The sequence below is a fragment of the Rhizobium sp. J15 genome (assembly GCF_002531825.1).
Classification (GTDB): Bacteria; Pseudomonadota; Alphaproteobacteria; order Rhizobiales; family Rhizobiaceae; genus Rhizobium.
The window spans coordinates 222,577-247,442 of record NZ_NWSX01000002.1; the positions used below are offsets into that span (position 1 = coordinate 222,577).

General features: G+C 61.9%; 23 protein-coding genes. 7 read left to right on the top strand and 16 right to left on the bottom strand.

Features of this window, described 5'->3' with window-relative positions:
• Positions 1–370 precede the first annotated feature (370 nt).
• From fliF to CO670_RS03105, 11 genes are all read right to left on the bottom strand, one after another.
• Positions 371–2,062, bottom strand: a complete 1,692-nt coding sequence (gene fliF, locus CO670_RS03055) for a flagellar basal-body MS-ring/collar protein FliF (RefSeq protein WP_088688864.1) — start codon at positions 2,060–2,062, stop codon at positions 371–373.
• Positions 2,063–2,197: 135 nt separating this feature from the next.
• Complete coding sequence (locus CO670_RS03060; protein ID WP_097588916.1) at positions 2,198–2,587, bottom strand: hypothetical protein; 390 nt, start codon at positions 2,585–2,587, stop codon at positions 2,198–2,200.
• 16 nt (positions 2,588–2,603) lie between these two features.
• A complete protein-coding gene (gene cheD, locus CO670_RS03065; RefSeq protein WP_097588917.1) occupies positions 2,604–3,158 on the bottom strand; it encodes a chemoreceptor glutamine deamidase CheD in 555 nt (184 codons plus the stop codon).
• The gene (locus tag CO670_RS03070; RefSeq protein WP_003556488.1) at positions 3,155–3,544 is read right to left on the bottom strand and encodes a response regulator; all 390 of its coding nucleotides are present in this window, start codon (positions 3,542–3,544) and stop codon (positions 3,155–3,157) included. The genes cheD and CO670_RS03070 overlap by 4 nt, the downstream gene beginning before the upstream one ends.
• The gene (cheB, locus tag CO670_RS03075) at positions 3,544–4,590 is read right to left on the bottom strand and encodes a protein-glutamate O-methylesterase CheB (protein WP_088688865.1); all 1,047 of its coding nucleotides are present in this window, start codon (positions 4,588–4,590) and stop codon (positions 3,544–3,546) included. Before cheB ends, CO670_RS03070 begins: the two co-directional genes overlap by 1 nt.
• Positions 4,587–5,495 (bottom strand): protein-glutamate O-methyltransferase CheR, encoded by a 909-nt coding sequence (cheR, locus tag CO670_RS03080; protein WP_088688866.1) that lies wholly within the window; start codon positions 5,493–5,495, stop codon positions 4,587–4,589. The genes cheB and cheR overlap by 4 nt, the downstream gene beginning before the upstream one ends.
• On the bottom strand, positions 5,492–5,959 hold the full coding sequence (locus tag CO670_RS03085; RefSeq protein ID WP_097588918.1) for a chemotaxis protein CheW: 468 nt from the start codon (positions 5,957–5,959) through the stop codon (positions 5,492–5,494). The genes cheR and CO670_RS03085 overlap by 4 nt, the downstream gene beginning before the upstream one ends.
• 4 nt (positions 5,960–5,963) lie before the next feature.
• A complete protein-coding gene (locus tag CO670_RS03090) occupies positions 5,964–8,252 on the bottom strand; it encodes a chemotaxis protein CheA (RefSeq protein WP_097588919.1) in 2,289 nt (762 codons plus the stop codon).
• A 17-nt stretch (positions 8,253–8,269) separates the two neighbouring features.
• Complete coding sequence (gene cheY1, locus CO670_RS03095) at positions 8,270–8,635, bottom strand: chemotaxis response regulator CheY1 (protein ID WP_003570362.1); 366 nt, start codon at positions 8,633–8,635, stop codon at positions 8,270–8,272.
• Positions 8,632–8,928 (bottom strand): STAS domain-containing protein, encoded by a 297-nt coding sequence (locus tag CO670_RS03100; protein WP_088688868.1) that lies wholly within the window; start codon positions 8,926–8,928, stop codon positions 8,632–8,634. Before CO670_RS03100 ends, cheY1 begins: the two co-directional genes overlap by 4 nt.
• Before the next feature lie 63 nt (positions 8,929–8,991).
• Positions 8,992–10,620: a globin-coupled sensor protein gene (locus tag CO670_RS03105; protein ID WP_097588920.1), complete on the bottom strand. Its 1,629-nt coding sequence runs from the start codon at positions 10,618–10,620 to the stop codon at positions 8,992–8,994.
• Between the two features lie 625 nt (positions 10,621–11,245).
• On the opposite strand from CO670_RS03105, the gene CO670_RS03110 reads away from it, so the two are divergent.
• The gene (locus tag CO670_RS03110) at positions 11,246–12,667 is read left to right on the top strand and encodes a glycosyltransferase family 39 protein (protein WP_088676821.1); all 1,422 of its coding nucleotides are present in this window, start codon (positions 11,246–11,248) and stop codon (positions 12,665–12,667) included.
• Between the two features lie 7 nt (positions 12,668–12,674).
• Here CO670_RS03110 and CO670_RS03115 read toward each other — a convergent pair whose 3' ends face one another.
• Positions 12,675–12,935: a helix-turn-helix domain-containing protein gene (locus tag CO670_RS03115; protein ID WP_088676820.1), complete on the bottom strand. Its 261-nt coding sequence runs from the start codon at positions 12,933–12,935 to the stop codon at positions 12,675–12,677.
• Between the two features lie 79 nt (positions 12,936–13,014).
• Here CO670_RS03115 and ybaL point away from each other — a divergent pair, with 79 nt between their 5' ends.
• From ybaL to CO670_RS03135, 4 genes are all read left to right on the top strand, one after another.
• On the top strand, positions 13,015–14,835 hold the full coding sequence (gene ybaL, locus CO670_RS03120) for a YbaL family putative K(+) efflux transporter (protein ID WP_088676819.1): 1,821 nt from the start codon (positions 13,015–13,017) through the stop codon (positions 14,833–14,835).
• Positions 14,836–14,889: 54 nt separating this feature from the next.
• Positions 14,890–15,270 carry a hypothetical protein gene (locus tag CO670_RS03125; protein WP_097588921.1) on the top strand — a complete coding sequence of 127 codons (381 nt, stop codon included), beginning with the start codon at positions 14,890–14,892 and terminating at the stop codon, positions 15,268–15,270.
• An 85-nt stretch (positions 15,271–15,355) separates the two neighbouring features.
• Positions 15,356–17,902 (top strand): protein translocase subunit SecD, encoded by a 2,547-nt coding sequence (secD, locus tag CO670_RS03130; protein ID WP_088676817.1) that lies wholly within the window; start codon positions 15,356–15,358, stop codon positions 17,900–17,902.
• Between the two features lie 125 nt (positions 17,903–18,027).
• Positions 18,028–18,741, top strand: a complete 714-nt coding sequence (locus CO670_RS03135) for a HAMP domain-containing sensor histidine kinase (protein ID WP_097588922.1) — start codon at positions 18,028–18,030, stop codon at positions 18,739–18,741.
• A 16-nt stretch (positions 18,742–18,757) separates the two neighbouring features.
• On the opposite strand, the gene CO670_RS03140 is transcribed toward CO670_RS03135, so the two are convergent.
• The 4 genes from CO670_RS03140 to CO670_RS03155 all read right to left on the bottom strand — a co-directional run bounded on the left by CO670_RS03140 (position 18,758) and on the right by CO670_RS03155 (position 22,114).
• Complete coding sequence (locus tag CO670_RS03140) at positions 18,758–19,705, bottom strand: sialate O-acetylesterase (protein ID WP_097588923.1); 948 nt, start codon at positions 19,703–19,705, stop codon at positions 18,758–18,760.
• 377 nt (positions 19,706–20,082) lie between these two features.
• Positions 20,083–20,520 carry a response regulator gene (locus CO670_RS03145; protein ID WP_088676814.1) on the bottom strand — a complete coding sequence of 146 codons (438 nt, stop codon included), beginning with the start codon at positions 20,518–20,520 and terminating at the stop codon, positions 20,083–20,085.
• Positions 20,521–20,551: 31 nt separating this feature from the next.
• Positions 20,552–21,256, bottom strand: coding sequence for a LuxR C-terminal-related transcriptional regulator (locus tag CO670_RS03150; protein ID WP_097588924.1), 705 nt, complete (start codon positions 21,254–21,256; stop codon positions 20,552–20,554).
• A gap of 486 nt (positions 21,257–21,742) precedes the next feature.
• Entirely contained in the window at positions 21,743–22,114 is a 372-nt protein-coding gene (locus tag CO670_RS03155) for a response regulator (RefSeq protein WP_097588925.1), read from the bottom strand.
• Between the two features lie 192 nt (positions 22,115–22,306).
• Here CO670_RS03155 and CO670_RS03160 point away from each other — a divergent pair, with 192 nt between their 5' ends.
• Both CO670_RS03160 and CO670_RS03165 read left to right on the top strand, forming a co-directional pair.
• Entirely contained in the window at positions 22,307–24,451 is a 2,145-nt protein-coding gene (locus CO670_RS03160) for a PAS domain-containing sensor histidine kinase (protein ID WP_097589001.1), read from the top strand.
• The gene (locus tag CO670_RS03165; protein ID WP_097588926.1) at positions 24,438–24,863 is read left to right on the top strand and encodes a response regulator; all 426 of its coding nucleotides are present in this window, start codon (positions 24,438–24,440) and stop codon (positions 24,861–24,863) included. The genes CO670_RS03160 and CO670_RS03165 overlap by 14 nt, the downstream gene beginning before the upstream one ends.
• Positions 24,864–24,866: the final 3 nt, after the last annotated feature.

Consider the following 24,866-nt stretch of genomic DNA (forward strand, 5'->3'; position numbering starts at 1 on the left):
CTGAGGAACGATCAAACTCGGTGCGACAGCAATTTTTCTGTAAAGGATTCAATTCAAGCCCCGCGCGAATCCCATTTCGAATCACCTAAGGGTAAGTCAGCCGATGTAAATCACCATCTCCGACTTCTGGGGATTTACTTTCGCTGTCGCCCATGCACTGATTCGAGCACCAATTGCGCCCCTCAGAATATAGGGAAGGCTAAGATGATTCTGGCTGTACCGCAACTTGATTCGCGTTTTACGCGAGTGATCCTCAACAATTTTATCTAAATTTTCCCGGCCGGCGTTCAAGAGACCCAGATCTATTTCCGATCTGGATGGAACCAGCCTCTTACCCACATGAAAAAAGGCCGGTTGCCCGGCCCTTTTTTTATGCTGCGTCGTCGATCGCCCATTTCCTGAGGATTTTCGCAGCGCGTTCCTCGTTGATCTCGACCATGCGGGACAGTTTGCGTTCCGGACCTTCCTTGACGCGGCGATTGAAGTTGCCGTCGTCGTCGCCGAGGCTGAGCAGGTCTTCCGTGCTGTCGAAGCCGAAGTCGGATCCGAAGCCATCCATGAGAGCCCCGCCGGACGCTCCGGCCGCCGGCGCGAAGTCCGGCAGCTCCAGGCCGGCCGCTTCCGGCGTGGCGTCGCCGAGCATTGCACCCGAGCCGCTGCCGTTGACGCTGCGCACCAGAGGCCGCAGGCCCATCCAGACCACCACGAAGGCGACCGCGACGAAGGCGAGCGAGTTGATGATGCCGGCAAGATTGCGGCTCAGCATGTCCATGACGCGGACACCACCGGTCGCCTCTTCGAGCAGCTGGTTCTCGAGGAAATCCATGGCCGTGACGGTGACGACGTCGCCGCGCTTGGCATCGATACCAGCCGCCGAAGCGACGATCTTCTGCATTTCGGCGAGATAGGCGTCGATCTTGGCCTGGTCGGCGGGTTCACCGACCATCTTGGCGATGCGGCCCTTGTTGACCACCACGGCGATCGAAAGCTTCTCGACCTTGTAGCTGTTGCGGGTCGTCGCGGTCGTCTTGCTGTTGATTTCGTAGTTGGTCTGCTCTTCGCGCTTGTCGGACTTGTCCTGCGATTCCGGTCCGCCGGCGCCGCCGGCCTCGGGAGCGGCCTGGGGGATATTCTGCTCGACGGTCGTGGCGTTGTCGGACTGCCTCTGCTGCGACTGCTGGGCTTCCTTCGTCGAGCGGACCGAGCGTTCGACCTTGGATTCGGGGTCGTAGACCGTTTCCTGGATCTGCTGGGCGTCGGTATTGAGATCGGCGGTAACGCTGGAGCGGAAGTTGTCCATGCCGAGGAAGGGCGCCAGCGCCTTGTCGATGTTGGATTCGACTTCCTGCTGAACGTTCTGGACGATGTTGAGCGAGCGGTTCAGCGAGCTGTTGCTCGTCTCGTCGCCGGATGCGAGCAGCTGGCCGGCGGAATCGAGGATCGTCACGTCATCGACGTCAAGCCCCGGCACGGCCGAGGCGACGAGGTGGCGGATCGAGGTGGCGGCGCTGCGCCCGGCGGCAGCGCTCGCACGAATCATGACGGAAGCGGTTGGTTTCTGCTCTGCCTTCCGGAAGTTGCCGACTTCGGGCATGACGATGTGGACGCGCGCGGCAGTGATGCCCGAGATCGACTGGATGGTGCGTGCGATTTCACCTTCCAGCGCGCGAACCCGCGTCACTTCCTGCATGAAGGAGGTCAGGCCGAGCGAGCCGACATTGTCGAAGAGTTCGTAACCGGCATTGGCGCTGTTCGGCAGGCCGCGTTCGGCAAGCAGCAAGCGGGCCTTGCCCGTCATCCCCGCGGGAACGGTGATGCTGGAACCGTCCGTGCCCACCTGGAAATCGATGTTGGCTTCGGCGAGCGCCATGCTGATCTGATTGAGATCGGGCGAATCCAGACCGACATAGAGCGTTTCCTGTGCCGGTTTGTTGACGAAAAGGGCAGCCGCAAGGACGATTGCGATGGAAACGGCGCCGACGCCTCCGAGAATCATCAGGCGTGTACGGCCTAGGGCGCCAAAGTTCTTAAAAATCTGAACTAATTGATTTAACAGATTCATTCTGTTCTCGCACGATCCGTCAAAAGACAAAGCAGGCTTATTGCCTCATCTGACGAATAATCGGCGAAACTTGCGCGAGCGTTTCGTAAAGGGCGCGCGGAGCGAAAACGGACCGGCGGGCTGGTAGAGCCTTTCCTAGAAGAAATCGAAGTCGCCGGCCGCCTTGCTCAGCGGCTGGGAATGACCGTGGCGCATGGCGCCGCCCAGCGCCTTCTGCATCTCCGCCAGCTTGACGAGGCTGAGCGCGGTCGCGACGTCGACCGTCCAGCCGTGCGGGATTTCGCCGGTGATGGTGTCGATGAATTCGGCAAGGCCGCGCGATTTCTGCACGGCGAGATCGATACCCTGCATGACCTTCATAGAATCCGGCGAATTCAGGATTTCGGCGCCGCCGAGATCGAGAAGCTGCGGCTCGATGCGCTCGATGAGGTAGGCGACATCGTGCAGTTCGGAAACGATGCGCATCAGGATGTCGCTCAGCGCTTCGACTGGCGCGGGAGGTTCGATCACCGGGGTAAAGGTCATATGAAAATCCTCGCCATCAAAAAAATTCGATACTGGTTTCGGCGGGCTTCTGCGGAGCGGCGGGACGCTGCTCGAGAGCGACGGTTCTCTGGGTTTCGGCGCCGGTCAGGGGGTATTGCCGGGCACGGCCGGAGACCGGCCAATATTCAAGCTTGCGTCCATGGTCTCCGCCGGTGGAGGAGCCGACCACCGGAATGCCTTCATCCCTCAGGAACTGCATGGCGAAGGCCGCGTTCTGCTCACCGACATTGGAAAATGTCGAGATCGTCTTCGCGCCGCCGAAGATCTTCGCCTCCAGCCGGTCGCGCCTGGCGCCCTGCTTCAGAAGACCGTTGATCAGCAGTTCCATCAGATGCACGCCGTAGCGCGTGGCATCGCCGCCTGATGTCGGCGAGGTCGCCGAACCGGGCAGCAGGAAGTGGTTCATGCCGCCGACGCCGGCGACAGGATCTCGGAGACACGCAGCCACGCACGAGCCGAGAATGGTCGAGAGCACCGCATTCGGGTCGCTCAAAACCTTATACTCGCCCTGAATGATGTGCACGCGGCGGGCTGCCCCCTCATTGATCATTTCAAGGCTCCAAACACGGCTTCGATGGCCGCTTTCATCTTTTCGATCGTGAACGGCTTCGCCAGCACGTTGTTGGCGCCGAGCTGGGCCGCCTTCTGCACCAGCGCGCGGTCGCCCTGGGCGGTGAGGATGATGAAGGCCGCCTTCTTGGTGTTCGGGTTGGTGCGCACGGCTTGGAGGAAGCCGATGCCATCCATCTTCGGCATGTTGAAGTCCGAGATCACCAGGTGGTGCGGTTGCTCGGCCATGATCTTCATGCCCTGCTCGCCGTCGCCTGCGGACGTGATCTGCTTGAACCCGAGCTGGGTCAGCGCATCGCTGAGCAGCAACCGGCTCGTTACCTGATCATCGACGATCAGAACTTTGATTTTCTCCGCGATCGACATTATTCGGTCCCTTCCTTTCGGGCGGCTGTCATTTTCAATATTTCCTCACCGATGGCAGACAGTGGCAGCTGCTGCTCAACGGCGCCAAGTTCATGAGCAACCCTTGGCATTCCGTAAACGACACAGGTTTTTTCGTTCTGGCCGAGCGTTCTGGCGCCGGCGTGGCGCATTTTCAACAATCCGGCCGCGCCATCGCGGCCCATTCCGGTCAGGATCACGCCGACGGCGTTGCGTCCCGCCAGTTCCGCGACCGAATCGAAGAGCACGTCGACCGATGGGCGATGACCGTTGACCGGCGGCCGGTCGACGAGGCGGCAGCACGGCGCGGAGGCGCCGGTGACCTGAAGGTGACGTTCGCCGCCGGGCGCCAGGTAGATCTTGCCGATCTCAAGACGGGCGCCGTCGGTCGCTTCCTGCACCACCGGCGCGCAGAGGCGGTTGAGGCGCTCGGCGAAGCTCTTGGTGAAGGTCGGCGGCATGTGCTGGGTGATGACGGTCGGCGGGCAGTTGGCCGGAAACTTCTGCAGCACGGCGATCAGCGCCTCGACGCCGCCGGTCGATGAACCGATCGCGACGATCTTGCGGCCGACGCGGAAATCGGCGACGGCAGGGGGCGGCGTGACGGCGGCAGCCGCCGGCTGAGAGAACTGGCGCTGCGTGCGCGCGGCCGCCTTGACCTTTTCGGCAAGGTCGCCGAAGGGCCGGGGTTCGCCGGGCGCCGGCTTGCCGACGCAGTCGAAGGCGCCGATCTCCAGCGCCGCAAGCGTGGCCTCGGCGCCGCGGTGCGTCATTGTGGATACCATGATGACCGGCATCGGGCGCAGCGTCATGATCTTTTCGAGGAAATCGAGGCCGTTCATATTCGGCATCTCGATGTCGAGCGTCACGACGTCGGGATTCAGCCGCTTGATCGCCTCGCGCGCTTCCAGCGCGTCGCCGGCCTGGCCGATGACGTTGACCTCGGGGTCCGAACTCAGGACAGCGGTGATCAGACCGCGCATCGTCGGCGAGTCGTCAACAACGAGAACCCTTGCCGGCGCGCTCATGCCTTCCTCCCGAGACCCTTGGTCGTGTAGCGATAGGTCGTGATGCCGATATTGTCGAAGACGTGTTTCGCCTCGCCCGAGACACGCTCGGAATGGCCGATATAAAGATGGCCGCCTTCCGGCAGCAGGCCGGCGAAACGCTGCCAGATCTTCATCTGCGTCGGCTCGTCGAAATAGATGACGACGTTGCGGCAGAAGATGACGTCGAACTTGCCCTTGAACGGCCACTGCGCCATCAGGTTCAGCTCGTTATAGGTGATCAGCCGCTTTACGCGGTCGTCGACCTGGAATTTCCTGCGGCCCTGCACCTCGACCTCGCTGAACCATTGCTTGCGCATGGCGGGCGACACGGTTTCGAGCGCGGCCTCGTCATAGGCGCCGGCGCGGGCGATCGCGAGGATCTTCGGGTCGATGTCGGTCGCCAGGATCTTGAAGTCGTAGTCGGCGACATTCGGCATCAGCGACAGCACCGTCAGCGCGATCGAATAAGGCTCCTGCCCGTCGGAGGAGGCGGCCGACCAGATGCGCACCCTGCCGCCGGATCGCGCCCGCTGCAGAAGCTCCGGCAGGACATGGTCGCGCAGATGCTCGAAATGATGGTTTTCGCGGAAGAAGCGGGTGAAATTGGTGGTCAGATGCGACAGCATCTCGCGGCGGGCCGCAGCGCCGGCCGGCGAAGCGACGAGCGCGCAATATTCCCGGAAACCGGACAGGCCGAGATTGCGGATATGTTTCGACAGGCGCGAATAGACGAGCGAAGCCTTCGTCTCGTTGAGGAAGATTCCGGCATCCGAATAGATCATCGCGGCGATTTCCGTGAGGTCGCGGCGCGTCAGCGGATATTCTCCGCTCGCCAGGACCTCGTCGGCTCCCTGCCTCTGATCTTTTGCGCCCATTGCATTCATGCGGCTTCGCTTTCGGTTTCGGAAAAGAGGGCTTCGAGTTCGATCAGGCAGATCATGCGCTTATCGATGGCGAGGACGCCGCGGGCGAACTGGCGCTCGAGGTCGGACGAAATCTCGGGCGTCGGCTGGATGATCTCGTCGGTCACCGTCAGGATGTCGGAGACGGCGTCGACCAGGAGGCCGACGACCTTGCGCCGGACCTGGGCGACGATAATGACGTGGCGGGCTGTGGGATCCGCCGGCTTCATGCCGAGACGGGCCGAAAGGTCGATGATCGGCAGGACGGCACCGCGCAGGTTGATGACGCCGAGCATATAGGCCGGCGAGTGCGGCATCGCGGTTGCCGGGGTCCAGCCCCGGATCTCGCGAACCGACATGATGTTCACGCAAAATTCCTGATCGCCGATGCGGAACGCGATCAGCTCGCGGTCCCCTTCGCTCAGACTTTTTACGGTGTACGACATCGCCTTATCCTACCGCTGCCAACGACATTTCCGCCTTGAGCGACTGGCCGCGCGAAGCGCCGACAACCGCGTCGACATCGAGGATGAGAGCCACGCGGCCATCACCGAGGATGGTGGCGGCGGCGATGCCCGGCACGTGGGTGTAGTTCGCTTCCAGGCTCTTGATGACCACCTGGCGCTGGCCCTGGATGGCATCGACCATCAGGGCGCGCTGGCCGCCGCCTTCGGATTCCACCAGAAGCGCCACGCCTTCGACCGGATTGGCCTGGGTCGCGCGGAAGTTCAGGATGCGGCCGACATCGACCAGCGGGCAGAAGGAGTTGCGGATCGAGATCAGCCGGTGGTTCGCACCGAAGGAATGGATCGCGGAGGCTTCCGGCTGCAGGGTTTCGACGATCGCGGTCAGCGGCACGACCAGCGTCTGGCCGGCGACGGTGACGACCATGCCGTCGAGGACGGCGAGCGTCAGCGGCAGGCTCATGGTGAAGACCGAACCGTGGCCCGGCTTCGACGTGATGTTGATGCGGCCACCGAGCGCCTGGATCGAGCGCTTGACGACGTCCATGCCGACGCCGCGGCCGGAGATGTCGGAGATCTTGTCGGCGGTGGAGAAGCCCGGCAGGAAGATCAGGTTGTCGATTTCCTCGTCCGACAGGTTGGCATCGGCCGGAATGAGATCGTTGTCGATCGCCTTCTGGCGAACCTTCTCGCGGTTGATGCCGGCGCCGTCGTCGGCAAGCTCGATCAGGATGCGGCCCGAGCGATGCTTGGCGGTGAGGCGAACCGTGCCTTCAGTGTTCTTGCCGGCGGCGGCGCGCTTTTCCGGCGTCTCGATGCCGTGGTCGACGGCATTGCGGATCATGTGGGTCAGCGGCTCGGCCAGCTTGTCGATAACCGTCTTGTCGACTTCGGTGTTTTCACCTTCGGTGATCAGGCGGATCGACTTGCCGGTCATGTCGGCGATTTCGCGGACGATACGCGACATGCGCTGGAAGACCGGCTTCACCGGCTGCGCGCGGATCGCCATGACCGAATCCTGGATCTCGCGGGTGAGCTGTTGCAGCTCTTCGAGACCCATGTTGATCGAGGAGGTGCCGGTCGTGTCGTTTTCGATGACGCTCTGCGAGAGCATCGCCTGGTTGATGACCAATTCGCCGACGAGGTTGATGAGGCGGTCGACGCGGTCGAGATCGACGCGGATCGTCTGGCCGGCACCGGCTGCATTGTTCTGGGCGGCGGCATTTGCGGCAGCGGCCGCGGATGCTGCCGATTCCTTCTTTTCGACGCGAGCGGCGGCCGCGGCCATCTGCGTGACGTTGGATGCGGTTTCCGCAGCCGCAACGGCCGCGGCCGTCTCGTCGGCCCGCGCGCCGGGGGAAGTCTCTTCCGTCGCGCTCGTTTCGTCGAGGATCGACAGGTCGAAGGGAACCGGCACCATCGGCAGTTCCTCGTTGGTGCCTGCATCGCCCGCCGCTTCGTCGACCGGCTTAATCGTCAGGTCGCAATCCCACTCGGCGAATTCGAAGACGGTGCGGATGGCGTCCTCGCCCTTGTCCGTCTTGATCGTGACGTTCCAGAAGAAATAGGCGCCTTCCGGATCGAGCTCATCGAGGCCCGGCAGCTCGTCCATGTTGCAATAGATGGTCATTTCGCCGAGGCGGGAGAGGTCGCGCAGCAGCAGCGTGGCGTCGTTGCCCTTGGAGTAGAGCTCGAAGCGCGGCTTGAACGTGACTTCATAAGCCGGCAGGTCGGAATCCGCCTCATCGCCGCCGAAATCGTCGAAGGAGAAGGGGATCGGCTGGAAGCCGCTGTCGTCGGTCGGCTTGGGAGCGGGTGCCGCAGCAGCCGGCGCGGGTTTTGCGGCGGCCTTCGGCGCAGGGGCTTCAGCGGCGGCCGAAGGAGACGGCAATTCGCCGTTGGCCAGCGCTTCCAGCTCCTTGACGAGGCCGCGGCTGCGGCTTTCATCGACGCTGCCGCCATCGCGTGCAGCATTCGTCAGGTCGGCGAGCACGTCAGCCGACTTCAGCATCACCTTCAGGACGTCCTGGGTCGGCTCAAGCTTGTTGGAACGAACGCAATCGAGAGTGGTCTCGAAGACATGGGCGAAGGCTACGAGATCGTCAAGGCCGAAGGCGCCGGCGCCACCCTTGATCGAATGCACGGCACGGAACACCGCATTGACGGTTTCCGGATCGCGATCGCCATCATTCATTTTCAGAAGACCGGATTCCAGTTCGGCGAGCTGCTCCTCGCACTCCTGGAAAAAGATCTCTTTGATTTCGTTCATATCCATAGGAGAAAATCCTGGGTTTAAGCGGTTACACGCTCAATGGCATCGATCAGCTTGGCCGGGTCGAAGGGCTTGACGATCCAGCCCGTGGCACCGGCCTGGCGGGCGCGGTTCTTCTTTTCCGCGTCGCTTTCGGTGGTCAGGACCAGGATCGGGATCGCCCGGTATTTCTCGTTGCGGCGCACACCTTCGATGAAGCCGAAACCGTCGAGGCGGGGCATGTTGATGTCGGTGACGATGACGTCGGGGTTGGACTCTTCGAGAACCTCGAGGCCCTCGACGCCGTCTTCCGCCTGGATCGTCTCGAAACCGGCATTGTTCAGCGTCACGAGCAACATGTTTCGGATGGTGCGGGAGTCATCCACGGTAAGCACTTTTTTCTTCATTGCCGAATCTCCTTGGCGAGCAGGTGGTCAATATTGACGCCAACCAGCTGCATGGTTTTCTGAAATGCATCGGACACCTTGGAAAAGGCGAAGGGTTGCTTGTCCTGCTCCCAGGTCTTCTCGGCGGACATCAGAACCTGAGCGCAGAGAGCACCGATCCGTTCGACGCCCGATGCGTCGATCGAAAGACCGCTGCCTCGCAGCGAGAGGAGTTTATCGCGCAAGGCGGAAGCCTCGTTGAGGTCGAGCACCGCTGTCAAATTCAGCGTCTTGCCACTCTTCTTTGCTACCATCAGCTTTTCCTTGTCCCCTTGTCCCCGGCCCGAGAAGATGAGCTGAGGCGATAATCCGATAGGTTAGTAAACATTCCGCCCACCTCCGACGCTTGCGAAGGGCTGCGGAAGGCCAAAATCATCATTTTCATATTCGTCTTCGACCGGTACCGGACGGGCGGCCGCCTCGATGGCGCGAGGCGGCGTCGCGCGGGCCGGCGCCGGGCGCCCGGCAAGAGCGTTCTCGCGGGCGATGCGGAATTCGCGAATCGTCTGGCCGAGTTCGAGAATGACGGTATGGAGGTGGTCGGCGCCATCAGCCGTGCGTTCGGCAAAGCCGGCGCTATCGGCCACCTCGGCGCCCAGGCCCTTGACGTCGGCGGTGACGCTGTCGAGGCTTGCGGCATGCTCGCCGGTCTTGGTGGCGATGCCTGATATCGCCGCATTGATGTCGGTGACCTGGCGCACGATACTGCCGATCGAATCCTGCGTGCGGCCGACCATCTGCACGCCTGCATCGACCTGCGCCTTGGTCGTCGTCACCAGCGTCTTGATCTCGCGGGCGGCTTCGGCCGAGCGCTGGGCAAGTGCCCGGACTTCCTGGGCCACGACGGCAAAACCGCGACCGGAATCGCCGGCGCGGGCGGCCTCGATACCGGCATTCAGCGCCAGGAGATTGGTCTGGAAGGCGATCTCATCGATCGCGCCGATGATCTGGCCGATCTTTTCGGCCGATTGTTCGATATCGGCCATGGCGGTAATCGCGCGGCCGACGACCTCGCCGCTTTCCTCGGCGGCAGCGCGGGTCGAGGCGGCAGCCTGTTCGGCGGCACGGCTGTCGGCGGCACCGTCGCGGACACTGCCGGCGATGCCGGCAAGAGCGGCGGCGGAAAGCTGGAGGCGATCGGCCTGGCCGGAAGCATTGCCGGCAAACTGTCTGGACAGGCCGGCAAGCGAGCCTGTCGCCGCCTCGGCCTTATAAGTGCGTTCGGTGATGGCGGTGAACTCGGCCTGCAGGCCATCCAAGGCATTGTTCAGCGCGGTGGCGATCGCGGCATTGGCGCCATCGACGGGCGCGCGCCGCGTCAGGTCGCGTGCGGACAGGCCTTCGATGACATCGCCAAAGATCCTGGCGATCTCGGCCTCGCTGTCGGTCCGCTGATCGGCGAGCGCGCGGCTCTGGGCGGCGCGTAGCGCGTTGAAACGGAGCGAGACGGCAATTTCCACATCGACCATGACGATGCGGATGATCGCCGTCATCAGATCGGAGATTTCACGTGCACGGCGCTTGGCCGACGGCAGCAAGGGGCGGCCGGCGATTTCTTCGGCAAGGCCGGAAACGACATGCTCGAGTATGACGCCGTGACCGGCCACGTGCCAGCGCGGGTCGAGCCCCATCTTGCTTTCGGTATCGGAGAGGACCTTGACACGCTCGGCATAGAGGCTGTCGAAGCGCGCATCCGTCAGCACGTCCCAATGCGAGGACTGCAGATCATGCAGGCGATCGACCTGTCTTTCGCTCTCGAAATTGCGGGCGGCGTCGGGGAAGGACTGGAACCGGTGGAAGAGATCGCGCAGACCGGCCTTCAAATGCGCTTCGAGGGCCGGCCGGTTGCGGCGCACGAGTTCACATTGATCGGCATCGAGACCGGCAAAGCGCAGGCGGTCGCGCAAGCTGCCTGCCTGCGCTCCACGAGCCTGATCTGATGGCATGTCCTGCCTCAACGCCTGTCCCCAACCCACTTTCCAGGCGAATGCCTGGCCAAAAACCTTTGCAGCATCCGATGAACGCAGAGCGTGGAGACGGTCTTCATCGCCGGTTGGCACCGGCCGACAAAAGCCCTCTGATCAGCTATGTTTCGAAGCTGTCTGAAGAGATGGATACCGGATCGACCCGGTACGGCGGTACGGCGTCATGCCTGGTGGGAACGAGTGCATCTTCCCATTCCGACGTGTAACCCAATGTTTATGGTTAATTCCTTGCTTGAAGGTTAATAAGCCTTTCCCAGTGCTGGCTTTTGAAGCAATTCAGCTCAGCTCATAAGAAATACTGCCGCGCAGTTGCACGGCTGCTACAAGGCACACGCAAGCTCCGTGTTATATGCCGGTCGATAACCAAGACATGACGTCGACAAGGACAGAGCAATGATTGTCCTCGGATTGGGTTCCTGCTTGATTGCAATAGCGGTGCTTGCAGCCGTCGCCCGTCTCGATTTTATCGCAGCAAACCGCGACATCCGCCCGCTTCGGGTGTTCTAAGAACCCTTTCCCGTTGGCAGTCCGGCGCCTTTGGTGTAATCGCACTCGCGCCTTTCATGTCAGCGGAACACTTAAGTTCATGTCCCCCAGATCTGGTCTCCTCATCGTCCTTGGCTTCACGCTCTGGCGCGTCGTCTCGCTCCATTTCGATGCGACGGACCTTTTCGTTGATGAGGCGCAGTACTGGTTCTGGTCGCAGAATCTCGATCTCGGCTATTATTCCAAGCCGCCGATGATCGCCTGGGTGATCCGGGCGATGACCGAGCTTTCCGGCTCCAACGCCATCTATTGGATCAGGCTCTCCGGACCGCTGATTCACATGGCGGCGGCCCTGGTGCTGATGAAGGTGGCCAAGCGGTTCGTCGGCCCGGAGATCGAAGGCTGGACGGGCGCCACCTACATCACCCTTCCTGGCGTGGCGCTTTCCTCGGTGTTCTTCTCGACCGACGTGATCCTGCTCTTTTTCATCGCGATCGCCCTGCTTGCCTATTTCGGCCTGACGCAGCGGCGCTCGGTCGGGCTGGCGCTCGTCATGGGCCTCGGCGTCGGCCTCGCCTTCCTGACGAAATATGCAGTGCTGTTCGTCGTTCCGGGCGGCGCGCTTGCCCTCCTTCTCATTCCAGCGGCGCGCATCGCCATTCGCGATTTCATCATCGCGGTCGCGGTATCGGCGGCCGTCGCCCTGCCGAACCTCTGGTGGAACCTGCAGCATGACAATACGACAGTGCGCCATACGCAGGATATCGCCCATTGGAGCGAACTCGGCATCAACCTCAGGCGCGGGCTCGAATTCTTCGCCGCCCAGTTCGGCGTCGTCGGGCCAATCATATTTTTCGCGATGCTCTGGGCGGTCTACCGCATGATCAGGGGCAGGAGCGACGACCGCGAGAAGATGCTGATCTGGCTGTCGATGCCGGTGGTGGTGCTGATCACCCTGCAGGCGACGGTCGCCAAAGCCTATGCCAACTGGGCCGTGACCGCCTATGTCGCCGGGACGATCCTTGCCGTCTGGCTTCTCTATCGCCTGTGGCCGAAGGGGCTGCGGCTATCGCTCACCATCAACGGCATCGCAAGCCTGCTCTTTCCACTGGCGACGATCTTTCCGCAGCAGTTGCTGCTGCCGAACGGCGACGAGCTGATGAAGCGCTATCTCGGCCGCGCCGAGGTCAGCCGCGAGGCGGCGGCACTTGCGGGCCCGGCCGGCATCGACATCATCGTCACCAACAACCGCGACATGGTCGCCGATCTTTTCTATACGCTGCGCGACGCATCCTACAGGATCTATGCGCGGGCGCCGGCAGGCCTTCCGGAGAGCTATTACGAGCAGGAATTCGCCCTGCCCGCCGATATGACCGGCACCGTGCTTTTCCTGACGGACGCCCCCCTCACCTGCGCCACCGAGACGCCCGAAGTGTTGAAGAACTGGCAGCCGACAGCAGGCTACTACAAGGGCAAGTCGCTCTATATCTACAAGGTCTCGGCCGCCTGCCTGGCGCCCTGAGCCGGCGTCAGCCTGGCCGATTGGGCAGGCAGAGGCCGGTGCCCGCGCCTTCGATCTCGATGAATTTGACGCCGCCTTCCTCGAAGGCGAGGCGCAGCTGCGCCTCCGTCGCACGATGGATGTCGTGGTGGCGCCCCTCGTAATCGCGAATGGTGCTGCGCGAGACGGCGGCCTTCTCGGCAAGATCGGTCTGGGTCCAGTCGAGGAGACCACGTGCAGCCCGGCAAAGAGCGGGGCTTAGAATTGTTTCCCTGGCGCCTTGACCCATGATTTCAAGTTACCCATATTGGTCGATATAGACCATATATGTCATATTGCGAACGGGATTTCCAGATCGGGAGACAGCAATGCCACACGATACGCCCTTGATCTCGACAATCGTCGGCGGCCTCGTGCTGGCTTTCGTCTTCGGCGCCATCGCCCATCGGCTGCGCATGCCGCCGCTTGTCGGCTATCTGATCGCCGGCGTGCTGGTCGGGCCGCATACGCCGGGTTACGTGGCGGATCAAAGCCTTGCGCCGGAGCTTGCCGAAATCGGCGTGATCCTGCTGATGTTCGGCGTCGGGCTGCATTTCTCGCTCAAAGACCTGTTGTCGGTGCGCGGCATCGCCGTGCCGGGCGCCATCGCGCAGATCGCCTTCGCCACACTGCTCGGCTGGGCGCTCGGCGCCTTCATGGGGTGGCCGACCGGCGGCAGCCTGGTTTTCGGCCTGGCGCTTTCAGTCGCCTCTACCGTCGTGCTGCTGAAGGCGCTGCAGGAGCGGCGGCTCGTCGAGACCGAGCGCGGCAGGATCGCCGTCGGCTGGCTGATCGTCGAGGATCTCGCCATGGTGCTGGCGCTGGTGCTGATACCGGCAGCCGCCAGCATCGGCGGTGACGGCCACGGCCCCGTCGAGCCGCTTTCAGCGGGGCTGAGCCGCCTGCTCGGCTTCGATCTCGGCATCGGCGCCATGATTGCGATGACGCTGGTGAAGGTGGCGCTGTTCGTGGCGCTGATGCTGGTCTTCGGGCGCAAGCTCATTCCCTGGACGATGCACCGCATCGCCCATACCGGCTCGCGCGAGCTTTTCCGGCTGGGCGTGCTCGCCATTGCGCTCGGCGTCGCCTTCGGCGCAGCGAAGCTCTTCGGCGTGTCGCTGGCGCTCGGCGCCTTCTTCGCCGGCATGGTGCTTGCCGAAAGCGAGCTCAGCCATCGCGCCGCCCAGGAAAGCCTGCCGCTGCGCGACGCCTTCGCCGTGCTCTTCTTCGTCTCGGTCGGCATGCTGTTCGATCCGAACATCCTGATCGACAGGCCGCTGCTGATCCTCGCCACCATCTTCATCATCGTCATCGGCAAGTCCGTCGCCGCCTTCCTGATCGTGCTCGCCTTCAAGAAGCCGCTCGGAACGGCGCTGACGATCTCGGCAAGCCTTGGCCAGATCGGCGAATTCTCCTTCATCCTCGCCGCTCTCGGAGTCGAGCTCGGGCTGCTGCCGGAGGAAGGCCGCGACCTGATCCTCGCCGGCGCCATCATCTCGATCGTTCTCAACCCGCTGCTGTTCTTTCTCTGCGACCGCATGCGGCCTCTTCTCGAAGGCGCAAAGCGCGAGGAGGCCGCGGCCGACCCCGCTGCCGCCGCGGATGCGGGCGCCGCTCAGGAACAGATGCCGCTTGAAGACGACGAGGTCCACCCGACTGCCCTCAGCGGCCACGCGATCCTCATCGGCTACGGCCGGGTCGGCAGGATCGTCGGGCAGAACCTCAAATCGTCAGGCACGCCCTTCCTCGTCATCGAAGATTCCGACAAGCGTATCGGCGAATTGAAGGCGCAGGGCATCGAAGCCTTCATGGGCAATGCGGTGGCGCGGGAGACGCTCGATCTCGCCAATCTCTCGACGGCGCGCAGCCTCGCCATCGCCATTCCAAACGCCTTCGAGGCCTGCCGCATCGCCGAGCAGGCGCGCAGCGTCAATCCCTCGATCCTCATCGTCGCCCGCGCCCATTCCGACGCCGAGGTCGACGAGCTGAAGCAATACGGCGCCGATACCGTCATCATGGGCGAACGCGAAATCGCGCTTGGCATGGTTGACCGGCTCGCTCAAGTGCATCATGAGAGTGTTCCCTATGAAGACAGGCACGAGCCTGATACAATCATACCGACGGGCACTGCTCCGCTGGAAAAAGAATGAGAGATTGGCGCGCTTTTGAGCCGATACGGGAGTGACATCGCCGGAACGGAGGAGATGGAGCTGGACCAGCACCGTCTGACGATCCGTATCGCCGCTTCCCTTGCGGTCGCCATCCTTGCCTATCTCGGCCTACTCTTCGGCGGCAACCTGGTTCTCTCGCCTGCCGCCGCCGTCAATACGCTTTCCTCTTCCGGCCGTGATCCGCAGGCGCCGCAGCTGACCGCGCGCGAGGCTCTGCGCGGGGTGCTCGCCGCCGAGCGCAAGCTTGCGCCGAAGCAGACCACTCACGACGCCGGATCGTCCCTGCTTGCCGCCGTCCCGCCTTTGGATTTCGACGGCTGGGCCGCCGCCGTGCCTTTTGCGGCATTCAAAGCCCCGCTGCGTACCGCCGTCTCCGCCACCTATCAGCCGCGCGCACCGCCGGCAGTTGCCTGAGGCCTGCGCCGAGCGGCGCTTCCGACCATTGACGACATACCGCCAGCGCCGGAGCGCCGGCCCCTGATTATCTAAGGAATACAACATGCGTACCTCACCATGGCTGGTGCTCACCTATTCGGTGATCATCATAGTGGGCCTCTTGATCGCCCTGCCGAACGTCCTGCCGCAATCCACCCTCCAGCGCATCCCGGCATGGCTGCCGCATGACCAGGTGTCGCTCGGCCTCGACCTTCGCGGCGGTTCCCACCTCGTGCTGGAAGTCGATGAAGCCGACCTCACCAAGGAGCGGCTGCAATCGCTGCTCCAGGACGCGCGCCGCGTGCTGCGCGAAAAGGGCATCCAGCCGAAGGCCGTCGTGCGCAGCCAGAACCAGATCGTCGTGACGCTTGCCGATGCCTCGCAGAGCGATGCGGCCGTCACCGAACTCAAGACGCTCGCCAACCCGATCAGCACCGGCCTCAGCGCCGGCCAGGCCGATCTCAATGTCACGGCGAATGGAGCGACCATCACCGTCGGCTTCTCGCCGGCCGGCATCTCCGCCAATGTCGACAACGCCGTCCAGCAGAGCCTTGAAGTCATCCGCCAGCGCGTCGACCAGGTCGGCGTTTCCGAGCCGACCATCCAGCGCATCGGCGGCAACCGCGTGCTCGTCCAACTTCCGGGCGCGCAGGATCCGTCGCGCCTTCGCGAACTCCTGGGCTCCACGGCGAAGATGTCGTTCCATATGCTCGCGCCGAACAACCAGCCCGGCCCCGGCGTGACGATGATGAAGGACGACGAAGGAAACTCCTATCCTGTCCTCGACCGCGTCGAAATATCAGGCGACCGGCTTTCGGATGCCCGCGTCAGCTTCGATCCCAACACCCGCGAGCCGGTCGTCAGCTTCCGCTTCGACAGCGCCGGCGCCACCCGCTTTGCCGATATCACCCGCCAGAACGTCGGCAATCCCTTCGCCATCGTCCTCGACGACAAGGTGCTGAGCGCGCCTGTCATCCGCGAGCCGATCACCGGCGGTTCCGGCCAGATCTCCGGCAACTTCTCGGCCGACAGCGCAACGACGCTTGCCGCCATGCTGCGCGCCGGCGCCCTGCCCGCCAAGCTGACCGTCATCGAGGAACGCACCGTCGGCGCCGACCTCGGCGCCGACGCCATCAAGATGGGTGTCTACTCCGGCATCGTCGGCTTCGCCCTCGTCGCAGCCTTCATCTTCGTGCTCTACGGAACCTGGGGCATCCTGGCGAACGTGGCGCTGCTGATCCACACCATCCTGACCTTCTCGGCCCTGACGCTGGTCGGCGCGACGCTGACGCTGCCGGGCATTGCCGGTGTCGTTCTCGGCATCGGCCTCGCGGTCGATGCGAACGTCCTCATCAACGAGCGTATTCGTGAAGAGACCCGCAAGGGCAAGGGCGCCTTTGCCGCCATCGATACGGGCTTCAATCGCGCCTATTCGACCATTATCGACGGCAATATGACGGCGCTGATCGCTGCCGCCATCCTGTTCTATTTCGGGTCCGGACCGGTTCGCGGCTTTGCGGTGACCATGGCGCTCGGCCTGATCATCTCGATGTTCACCTCGGTCGCCTTCGTTCGCGTCGCCATGATCGAGATCACCCGCCGCCGCAAGTTCAAGGTGCTGAACATCCGGCCGTTGATCCCCTTCAGCCCTTACGACAAGCACATCCAATTCATGAAGGCGCGCTTCTTCGGCGTCACCGTTTCGGCGCTGCTTTCGATCGCCTCCGTCGTGCTGTTCATCCATCCCGGCCTGAACTACGGCGTCGATTTCCGCGGCGGCATTCAGATGTCCGTCAAGACCCAGGGCGCGGCCGATCTCGCCAAGTTCCGCGAGGGTCTCGATAGCCTCGGCCTCGGCGAAATCACGCTGCAGTCCTTCGGCGACAACAACAGCATTCTCGTTCGCGCCCAGCGGCAGGAAGGCGGTGAAGAGGCGCAGACGGCAGCAGTGACCAAGCTGAAGGCCGAAGTCGCCAGGATCGATCCGACCGCCACCGTCGAAGGCACCGACGTCATCGGCCCGAAGGTCAGCGGCGAGCTTGCCTCGGCCGGTATCCTGTCGGTGGTGATCGCAAGCTTTGCGATGCTGATCTATATCTGGGTGCGGTTCGAATGGCCGTTCGCCGTCGGCGCCATCGTTACGCTGGTGCTCGACGTCACCAAGGCGATCGGCTTCTTCGCGATCACCGGCCTCGACTTCAACCTGACGGCCATTGCCGCCATCCTGACGCTCGTCGGCTATTCCGTGAACGACAAGGTCGTCGTCTATGACCGCATGCGCGAAAACATGCGGCTTTACAAGTCGATGCCGCTGCGCGAGATCATCGACAAGTCGATCAACGAGACGCTCGCACGAAGCCTCTACACCAATGCGACGGCCTTCCTCGCCCTGGTGCCGATGGCGATCTGGGGCGGCAGCGCGGTCTCGAGCTTCGCGATCCCGATGGTCTTCGGCATTCTCGTTGCCGGCGCCTCGTCGATCTTCATCGCAGCCCCGATCCTGCTCTTCCTTGGCGACTGGCGCCGCCGCCATGCCAAGGCACCGGCAAGCGACGAGAACGTCGACATCATCCCGCCCGAACAGGGCCGGCCGCGCAAGTCCGCCACTTAACTTCGGTTGTTAACGCATCCTTGAAGAGGGCGCCGGTTGCAGAGCCGGCGCCCTCTTTCTATTGTCGGCACTGCATCGTGCGTTCCCACGCGCGGCGCTCCAAAAATGATCGGGGAAACCGCCATATGTCACCCAACCCGACGAGACCGCCGGAAACCAGCGCTGCCGACAACGAGGAGCGAATCAAGCGCTTCCTCGCAACCGCCTCGCACGACCTGCAATCGCCGCTTCGCCATATCGCCATGTATGCCGAGGTGCTGCTCGACGACCTTGAGGAGACGCTCGAGGATGAGCATCGTCAGAGCCTCAGGATGATCATGGAAAAGGCGCAAACCGCTCAGCGCCTGACCAAGGCGCTGATGAGTCTCGCCGGCGGGACGCCTCAGGTGACGCCCGAAGAGGTCGATCTGCAGGCGCTTGTCGAAAATGTCTGGCAGGAACTGACCGACGAACCATCGAGCCGCGACGCCAGGCTTGCGAGCGAAGGCCTTCCCTCCATCCGCACCGACCCTGCACTGCTCGGCCTGGCGCTGCGGCATCTCATTGCCAATGCGCTGACCTATCGCGGCGAATCGCCGCCGCACGTCACGATCACGGCAGACCGAGACGGCCCGCTGTGGTTCATTCGCATTTCCGACAATGGCATGGGTATCGACCCCGCACATCGGGAGCGGATCTTCGAGCCGTTCTGGAAGCTGCCGAAGGCAGGAACGGTTCCCGGCGCCGGTCTCGGACTGACGACGGCGCGGGAGTTTCTGAAGGCGCTCGGCGGCGATGTCAGCCTCGAACATTCGGATGAAAGCGGCAGCCGCTTCACCATCCGGCTGCCCGTTGGCTGAAGGCGCGAAAACCGGTTCACGGAAGACTATCCGAGGTTTCCAGGCGGCGACCGCCACTCAGAACGTCCAGCCAAGCCTGCGACACTTTCTCCCCGGCCGTGCCCCCGAAATGGCAATCGTCGTAGCGGTCATCGCCATCGAGCAACATATCAGAATTTACGCCTTCCCGGATACCATGGCCGCCTTTTGACAGGGCCAGTTGCGCCTGTACGATCGCGTTGTCTGGAATATGCTCCTTAAAGCCGCCGTTGCTCGGCTCGAGGCATTTCGATGCGATCGAAATGTAAACGGGTGCTTCGACCCCGTGCTGACGCAACGTGCCAACCATCGACATGAAACGTTCCTGATAGGCCTCGGCAGTGGTGCCCATAACGAGGTCCGCCTCGCCTTGCACCCAGATGACGCCCGTTATCCGATACCCGGAATCCTGAAGCTGTTTCATCGTATCGACCAGCACAGGATTGAAGTCACCGCCTGCCGCCCATCGTGCGACCTCAGATCCGGAATAGGCAAGAGGTGCGAGGATGACGCTGTCATTTTGTCCTGATGCGATCAATTTGTTTCCAAGAAGCGTCCAGTACTCTCCCCTGGTATTGGTCGATCCGAGAAGGGGCGAGGCCGCGATGAAGCACCGTTTGTCAAAGGCGTTCACGACCCGAGCGCCATAATTGGACCGGTGCCGTTGTCCACCGTAGTTGGCTGCGTTCGATTGGCCAAGAATGAGCAAGACCGCAGTTCGATCGGTTTGTGCCGGGCAGGTCACGAGCGTTTTTGTTTCATCGCCGATCAGTCGTTCCTTGTCGTCGAAAGTATAACGGCTTGGAGCCGCCGCCTTCTCTGCGCCGACCATTTTCCGCAGCGCGGAAAGTTGTGGCCAAGGAAAGATCTCATGTCTCGCGCTCATGCCTCCGAGAAAGAACACGGCGATCAACGCGGCCAGGCCGACTGCTATCGTTTTGCGCATGTCGTTACCTCTCAAACATCATCCGATGACATGGAGCCTGCTGACCAATTCAGGCTGCTCCCAGCCGCAAAGGTTCCTTTAGAGCAGCCCCATCTTCCTGCTCGGGCACGATCTGTAAAAAAGAGTTCGTCGCGAAGATCGAGCCCCAAGTCGACGACTATTTCGCGTGAAGTCGCCGAAAACCTGCTCTAAACTATAGTCCGGACCAGTGAGTACAATCATCCGGTTGGGTGATATCCCGTGACATTGCCGCGTCAAAAATAATTGATTTTGAAGTAGGCTCTGGCCGGCATTTTGAAGGAGCACCAGCCGGGCATGCCGGTCTCGGAGCTTTGCCGAAAGCACTTCATGCCAACATCTACAGTGGGGTCTCGGAACTAGATGCTGTAATCGTCCTTCCAGAAATCCGGCACGTCATAGGTCACATATTCGCGAATGATGTGCTGGAGCGTCTGGACGTCGATTTCGTCCTTGCCGATACGGAAATCGACGCCGTACTCCGGAAACTCCTGGAAATAGCCGCCCGAAATGTCGGTCGAGACGACGCCGATCGGTCCGGTGTAGCCGATGCCGCGCAGTTCCGGCACCGTTTCACGGAAATCCGCGTTGGGCAGAAGGCGGTTGTCGAGCAGGATGAGATCGAAGCGCCCCGCGCGGATCTTCTCCAGCGCATCGCCGATCGATGCCGAATATTCGAGTTCGACGGCAGGCTCGGAAAGGTCGGCGATCTTCTTCTTGAGCGCACGGAATTCGATGAATTCATCGTCCACAAAGAGAACTTTTACAGCACTCCTCCGCGTTGTTTCGGCGCTCATCTTCCCAATTTCCCCAGTCCCGAAACCAACTTCACGAAACCAAACCGTTTCTCAATGCGATCGCCACCATGTGGACGCGGTTCACGGCATCGAGTTTGCGCGCCGCCGCGGTGATATGCGAATTGACCGTATGTTCGGACAGGCCGAGGATGATGGCGATTTCCGCCGACGTCTTGCCCTCGCTCGTCCACTTGACGATTTCCGATTCGCGCTGGGTGAGCCGCCCGGACATTTCCTGCGTCAGAATTTCCTCGTAGAGCTTGTCGAAAATCCGCATTGCATCCAGCAGCATGTCGGCGATTTCGCCCTGATCCGGCTCCTGACGCTCGCCGCTGAGCACGAGGCAGTATCGCCGCCCTTCCGGCGTAAACAGGGGAATGAAGAGAAAGACGCCATTCCGGAACTCGTTGAAGACGAGATCGGACGCATAGGCTTCCGGCTGGGCGCCCCGCCCGTGGACGGGCGTCGCCAGAAACTGAGCGGACTTTGCCCGCACGGTCCCAAGCGCTTCCTTCAACGTAGCAATGAAAAGGCCGATGCGCCGCTCGGCAACGTTGGTGATGACGATATCCCGCTCGCCGAAGGGAGCCGAAGCCTCGGAAATGCGGGCAAGCGCGAAATTGTCGAAGTTGTAATGCTGCGCCGCCGCCTTCAACAGGCGGAAAAAATCGGTCCGGTTGATCGCTCGGCTAAGCTCCGGTCCGGCATGAAAGGGAATTGCCGAAGCATTGTTCATTCCCACTCTTTCCTCTCCTCCCGCCCAATGCCTCCGATCCCGAAATCTTGGGATATACGTCTTAAACGCGAACAGCTACAAAAATTGCGAGACGGTTGATGACAAGTATCGAAACGGGGACTTTCGATATGGAAGGCGGATATCATCAATTATCTCAACTACAGGTGATGCACGGGCAGTTTTACTGGGGGCAGTAGTTCTTACCTGGGTATCGTAATCTCCCCGCGTTCAACATCCATGAATGCGGGAAGGCAGTGCCAGACGTAAGCGCGAGAGAGCCGATTGGCCCATTCAGCTAAGGGGTTGGCTGATGTTCGTGGCGGCGAACACGGGTAAATCGGTTCTCTCAGCGCTTATTTTTGCGTTATGGTGTCTTCGCTTCGGTTGCATCTTGGGATGCGTCCTCGACCTTGTCAATTGCGGTTTGTCAACCGCAGGGAACGAACGGCGGAGAACAGGCCTTCAGGCTTCCACCGTTTTCTACACTTAAAGATTGAGGATGATCGCAGCAAGATCAAGCGGCTTCTCGAGATAAAAATCGGCGCCGGCCTCCAGCGCACGCGCACGGTCCTCATCGGCATCCGATCCGCTGCAGATTGCAAGCCGCATCGCTTTGAACCGATCATCCCGGCGCAGCTGGTTCATCAGCCCAACGCCGCTGTCCAGCGGCATATAGAGATCGGCAATCAGCAGGTCGGGTGGGCTCTTGCCTTCCGCCACACGCCGCTCCAGCGCCTCGAATGCCGTCTCGGCGGTCGAAAAACAGAATAGATCGACATCTATCTGCTGCTTCCTGCTGATATAGTCGAGATAGAAGAGGTCATCCCTGCTGTCGTCGACGTAGAATAAAGTAGGCATCCAGCACCGCAACTCAGATATTGTTGGAATGGTCCTCGCCGTCCTTCGACATCACGATAAGGCCGTTTTGCTAAAATTCGATATACATTGCTACAAATCGTTTCACAAAAAGCACGGCACAGCCCTGGCTTGCCTATTGAGTATTCGTCGATTTCGGAAAAAATGACCGCGCGAACCGAGGAGGATACGCGGGTGCAGGATAGGAACGACGTGGACCTGCGAGACCAGCGGAGGCGGTGGCGTTACCATGCCTTCGCGATCGCCGTCGGCTGCCTGATGTTCGTTCTCGGCATGACCGTGCTTGCCGGCTGGCTGCTCCAGATCAAGGTGATTCTCTCGGTCATTCCCGGCTTTCCCTCGATGGCCTTCAATACCGCGCTCGGCTTCATGCTGTCCGGCGCGGGGCTTGCCGCCTCGACATTTCCCGCCCGCCGCTTCCGGGCAGCGGCAGCGATCATGGCAGGGCTGGCGGCGGCGATCGCCGCGGCCCGGCTCGTGGAGATGGTCACCATCGGGCGAAGCTTCCACTATGTCGACACGCTCGTGACCGGTCTGCTGATCGCGCCCGATTTTTCCGCGGAGATCGGCGGCGGCATGGGGCCGAACACGGCGCTGGTGTTCCTGATCGGCAATCTCTCGCTGCTGCTGTCGCTTCGCATGGAGAAATCGAGAGGTCAGGTGGTGCAGGAGCTGGCGAGCTATATCGTCATCACGCTCGGCATGATCGCGCTCGCCGGTTACGTCACCGCCGCCGAACAAGGCTATCGCTGGGGGCCTTATGCGGCGATGGCGCTGCACACGGCCGTCGGCATGGTGATCTTCGGGTCGGGGCTTCTGGCCCGATCCTGGCTGATGCAGCCGGCGAACCGGGCGCAGATCCCGCTGTGGATCCCGGCTGCGGTCTGCTTCACAGGCCTTCTCGTCGATCTCTATACGCCGCTTGGCGTCGCCAACGGTATTCTGTACGTGCCGCTGGTGCTGACGGCGCTGTGGTTCGGCAACAGGAATGCGCCGCTTTTCTTCGCCTTTGCCTGCACCGTGCTGCTAATGCTCGGCTTCTTCGCCGTCCGGCATGACGAGGCCTCGTTCTGGCAGGAAATCGCCAATCGCACCATCACGGCCGCCACGCTCTGGCTGATCGCGATCCTGATCTTTTATTTCATGCGCAACAGCCATCACCTGGAGACCGAACGTATCCGCTTCGGCGCGCTGGTGCGCAGCACGCCGGATGCCGTCATTGTCATCGACGAGCGCGGAACGATCACAAGCTTCAATCCAGCGGCCGAAGCTATGTTCGGCTACTCCCCGCAGGAGACGACCGGCCGGAACATCAAGATGCTGATGCCCGAACCCTACCATTCCGAGCATGACGGCTATCTCGCCCATTACCGGCAGACCGGCGAAGAGCGCATCATGGGCACGACGCGCATGGTCTCGGGACGGCGCAAGAACGGCATCGTCTTTCCGATCGACGTTTCCATCAGCGCCGTCGTCACCGGCAGTACGAAAACCTTCGTCGGCATCGTGCGCGATATCAGCGATCGCGTCCGGCAGGAGGAACGGATGAAGACGACCCTTGCCCAGCTCGAGGCCTATACCGCCGATCTCGAGCGCAGCAACCACGATCTCGACGAATTCGCCTATATCGCCTCGCATGATCTCAAGGAACCGCTGCGCGGCCTGCACAACCACTCCCGCTTCCTGCTGGAAGATTACGAAGACAAGCTCGACGACGACGGCGTGCGACGGCTGAACCGGCTCGTGCGCCTCAGCCAGCGCATGGAGAAGCTCGTCAACGACCTCCTGTATTTTTCCCGGCTCGGGCGCCAGCAGCTGGCGGTCAAGCGCACCGACATCGGCCTGATCGTCAAGGACGTCGTCGCGACGATGGAACTCCTACTGGAAGAACGGCATGCCAGGGTCGTCATCGACGGCAGGCTGCCGGACGTGATCTGCGACGCACCGCGGCTGACCGAGGTGTTCCGCAATCTCATCACCAATGCGATCAAGTACAACGACAAGCCGGCGCCGCTCGTCTCGATCGGCTATCTCGAACGCTATGTCGGCAAGGACGGCACGGTTGCCCGCAACGTGTTTTTCGTTAAGGATAACGGCAAGGGCATCCCGCAGGAATTCCACGAGGATATTTTCCGCATTTTCAAGCGGCTGGAAAAGTCGCAGGATTCCGACGACGGGACCGGAGCAGGCCTCACCTTCGTCCGCAAGATCATCGCGCGGCACAATGGCGATATCTGGCTGGAGTCCGAAGTCGGCACCGGCACGACATTCTATTTCACCTTGGGAAAAAAGCGCGAGGGGCAGAATGCAGCAGCGTGACACGCAACCGATCCTGATCGTGGAAGACAGCGAAGACGATTTCGAAGCGACGATGCGCGCCTTCAAACGCACCAACCTGCGCAACTCGATCCGCTGGGCGGCGTCGGGGCAGGAAGCGCTCGACATGCTCGCCGCGATGGTGCCGAAACCGGGGCTGATCCTGCTCGATCTCAACATGCCCGGCCTCGATGGCCGCAAGACGCTGGAGGCGATCAAGTCGAACGACGGCTGGCGCAAGATCCCCGTGGTGATCCTGACGACCTCCGACGACGAGCGCGATATCGAAGGCTGCTACGCGCTCGGCGCCAATACCTATGTGCAGAAGCCGGTCGATCTCGACGGCCTCTTCGCCGCGATCCAGCGGCTGAAGGAATACTGGTTCGAAATCGCGATCCTGCCGCTCGAGGACTGACAG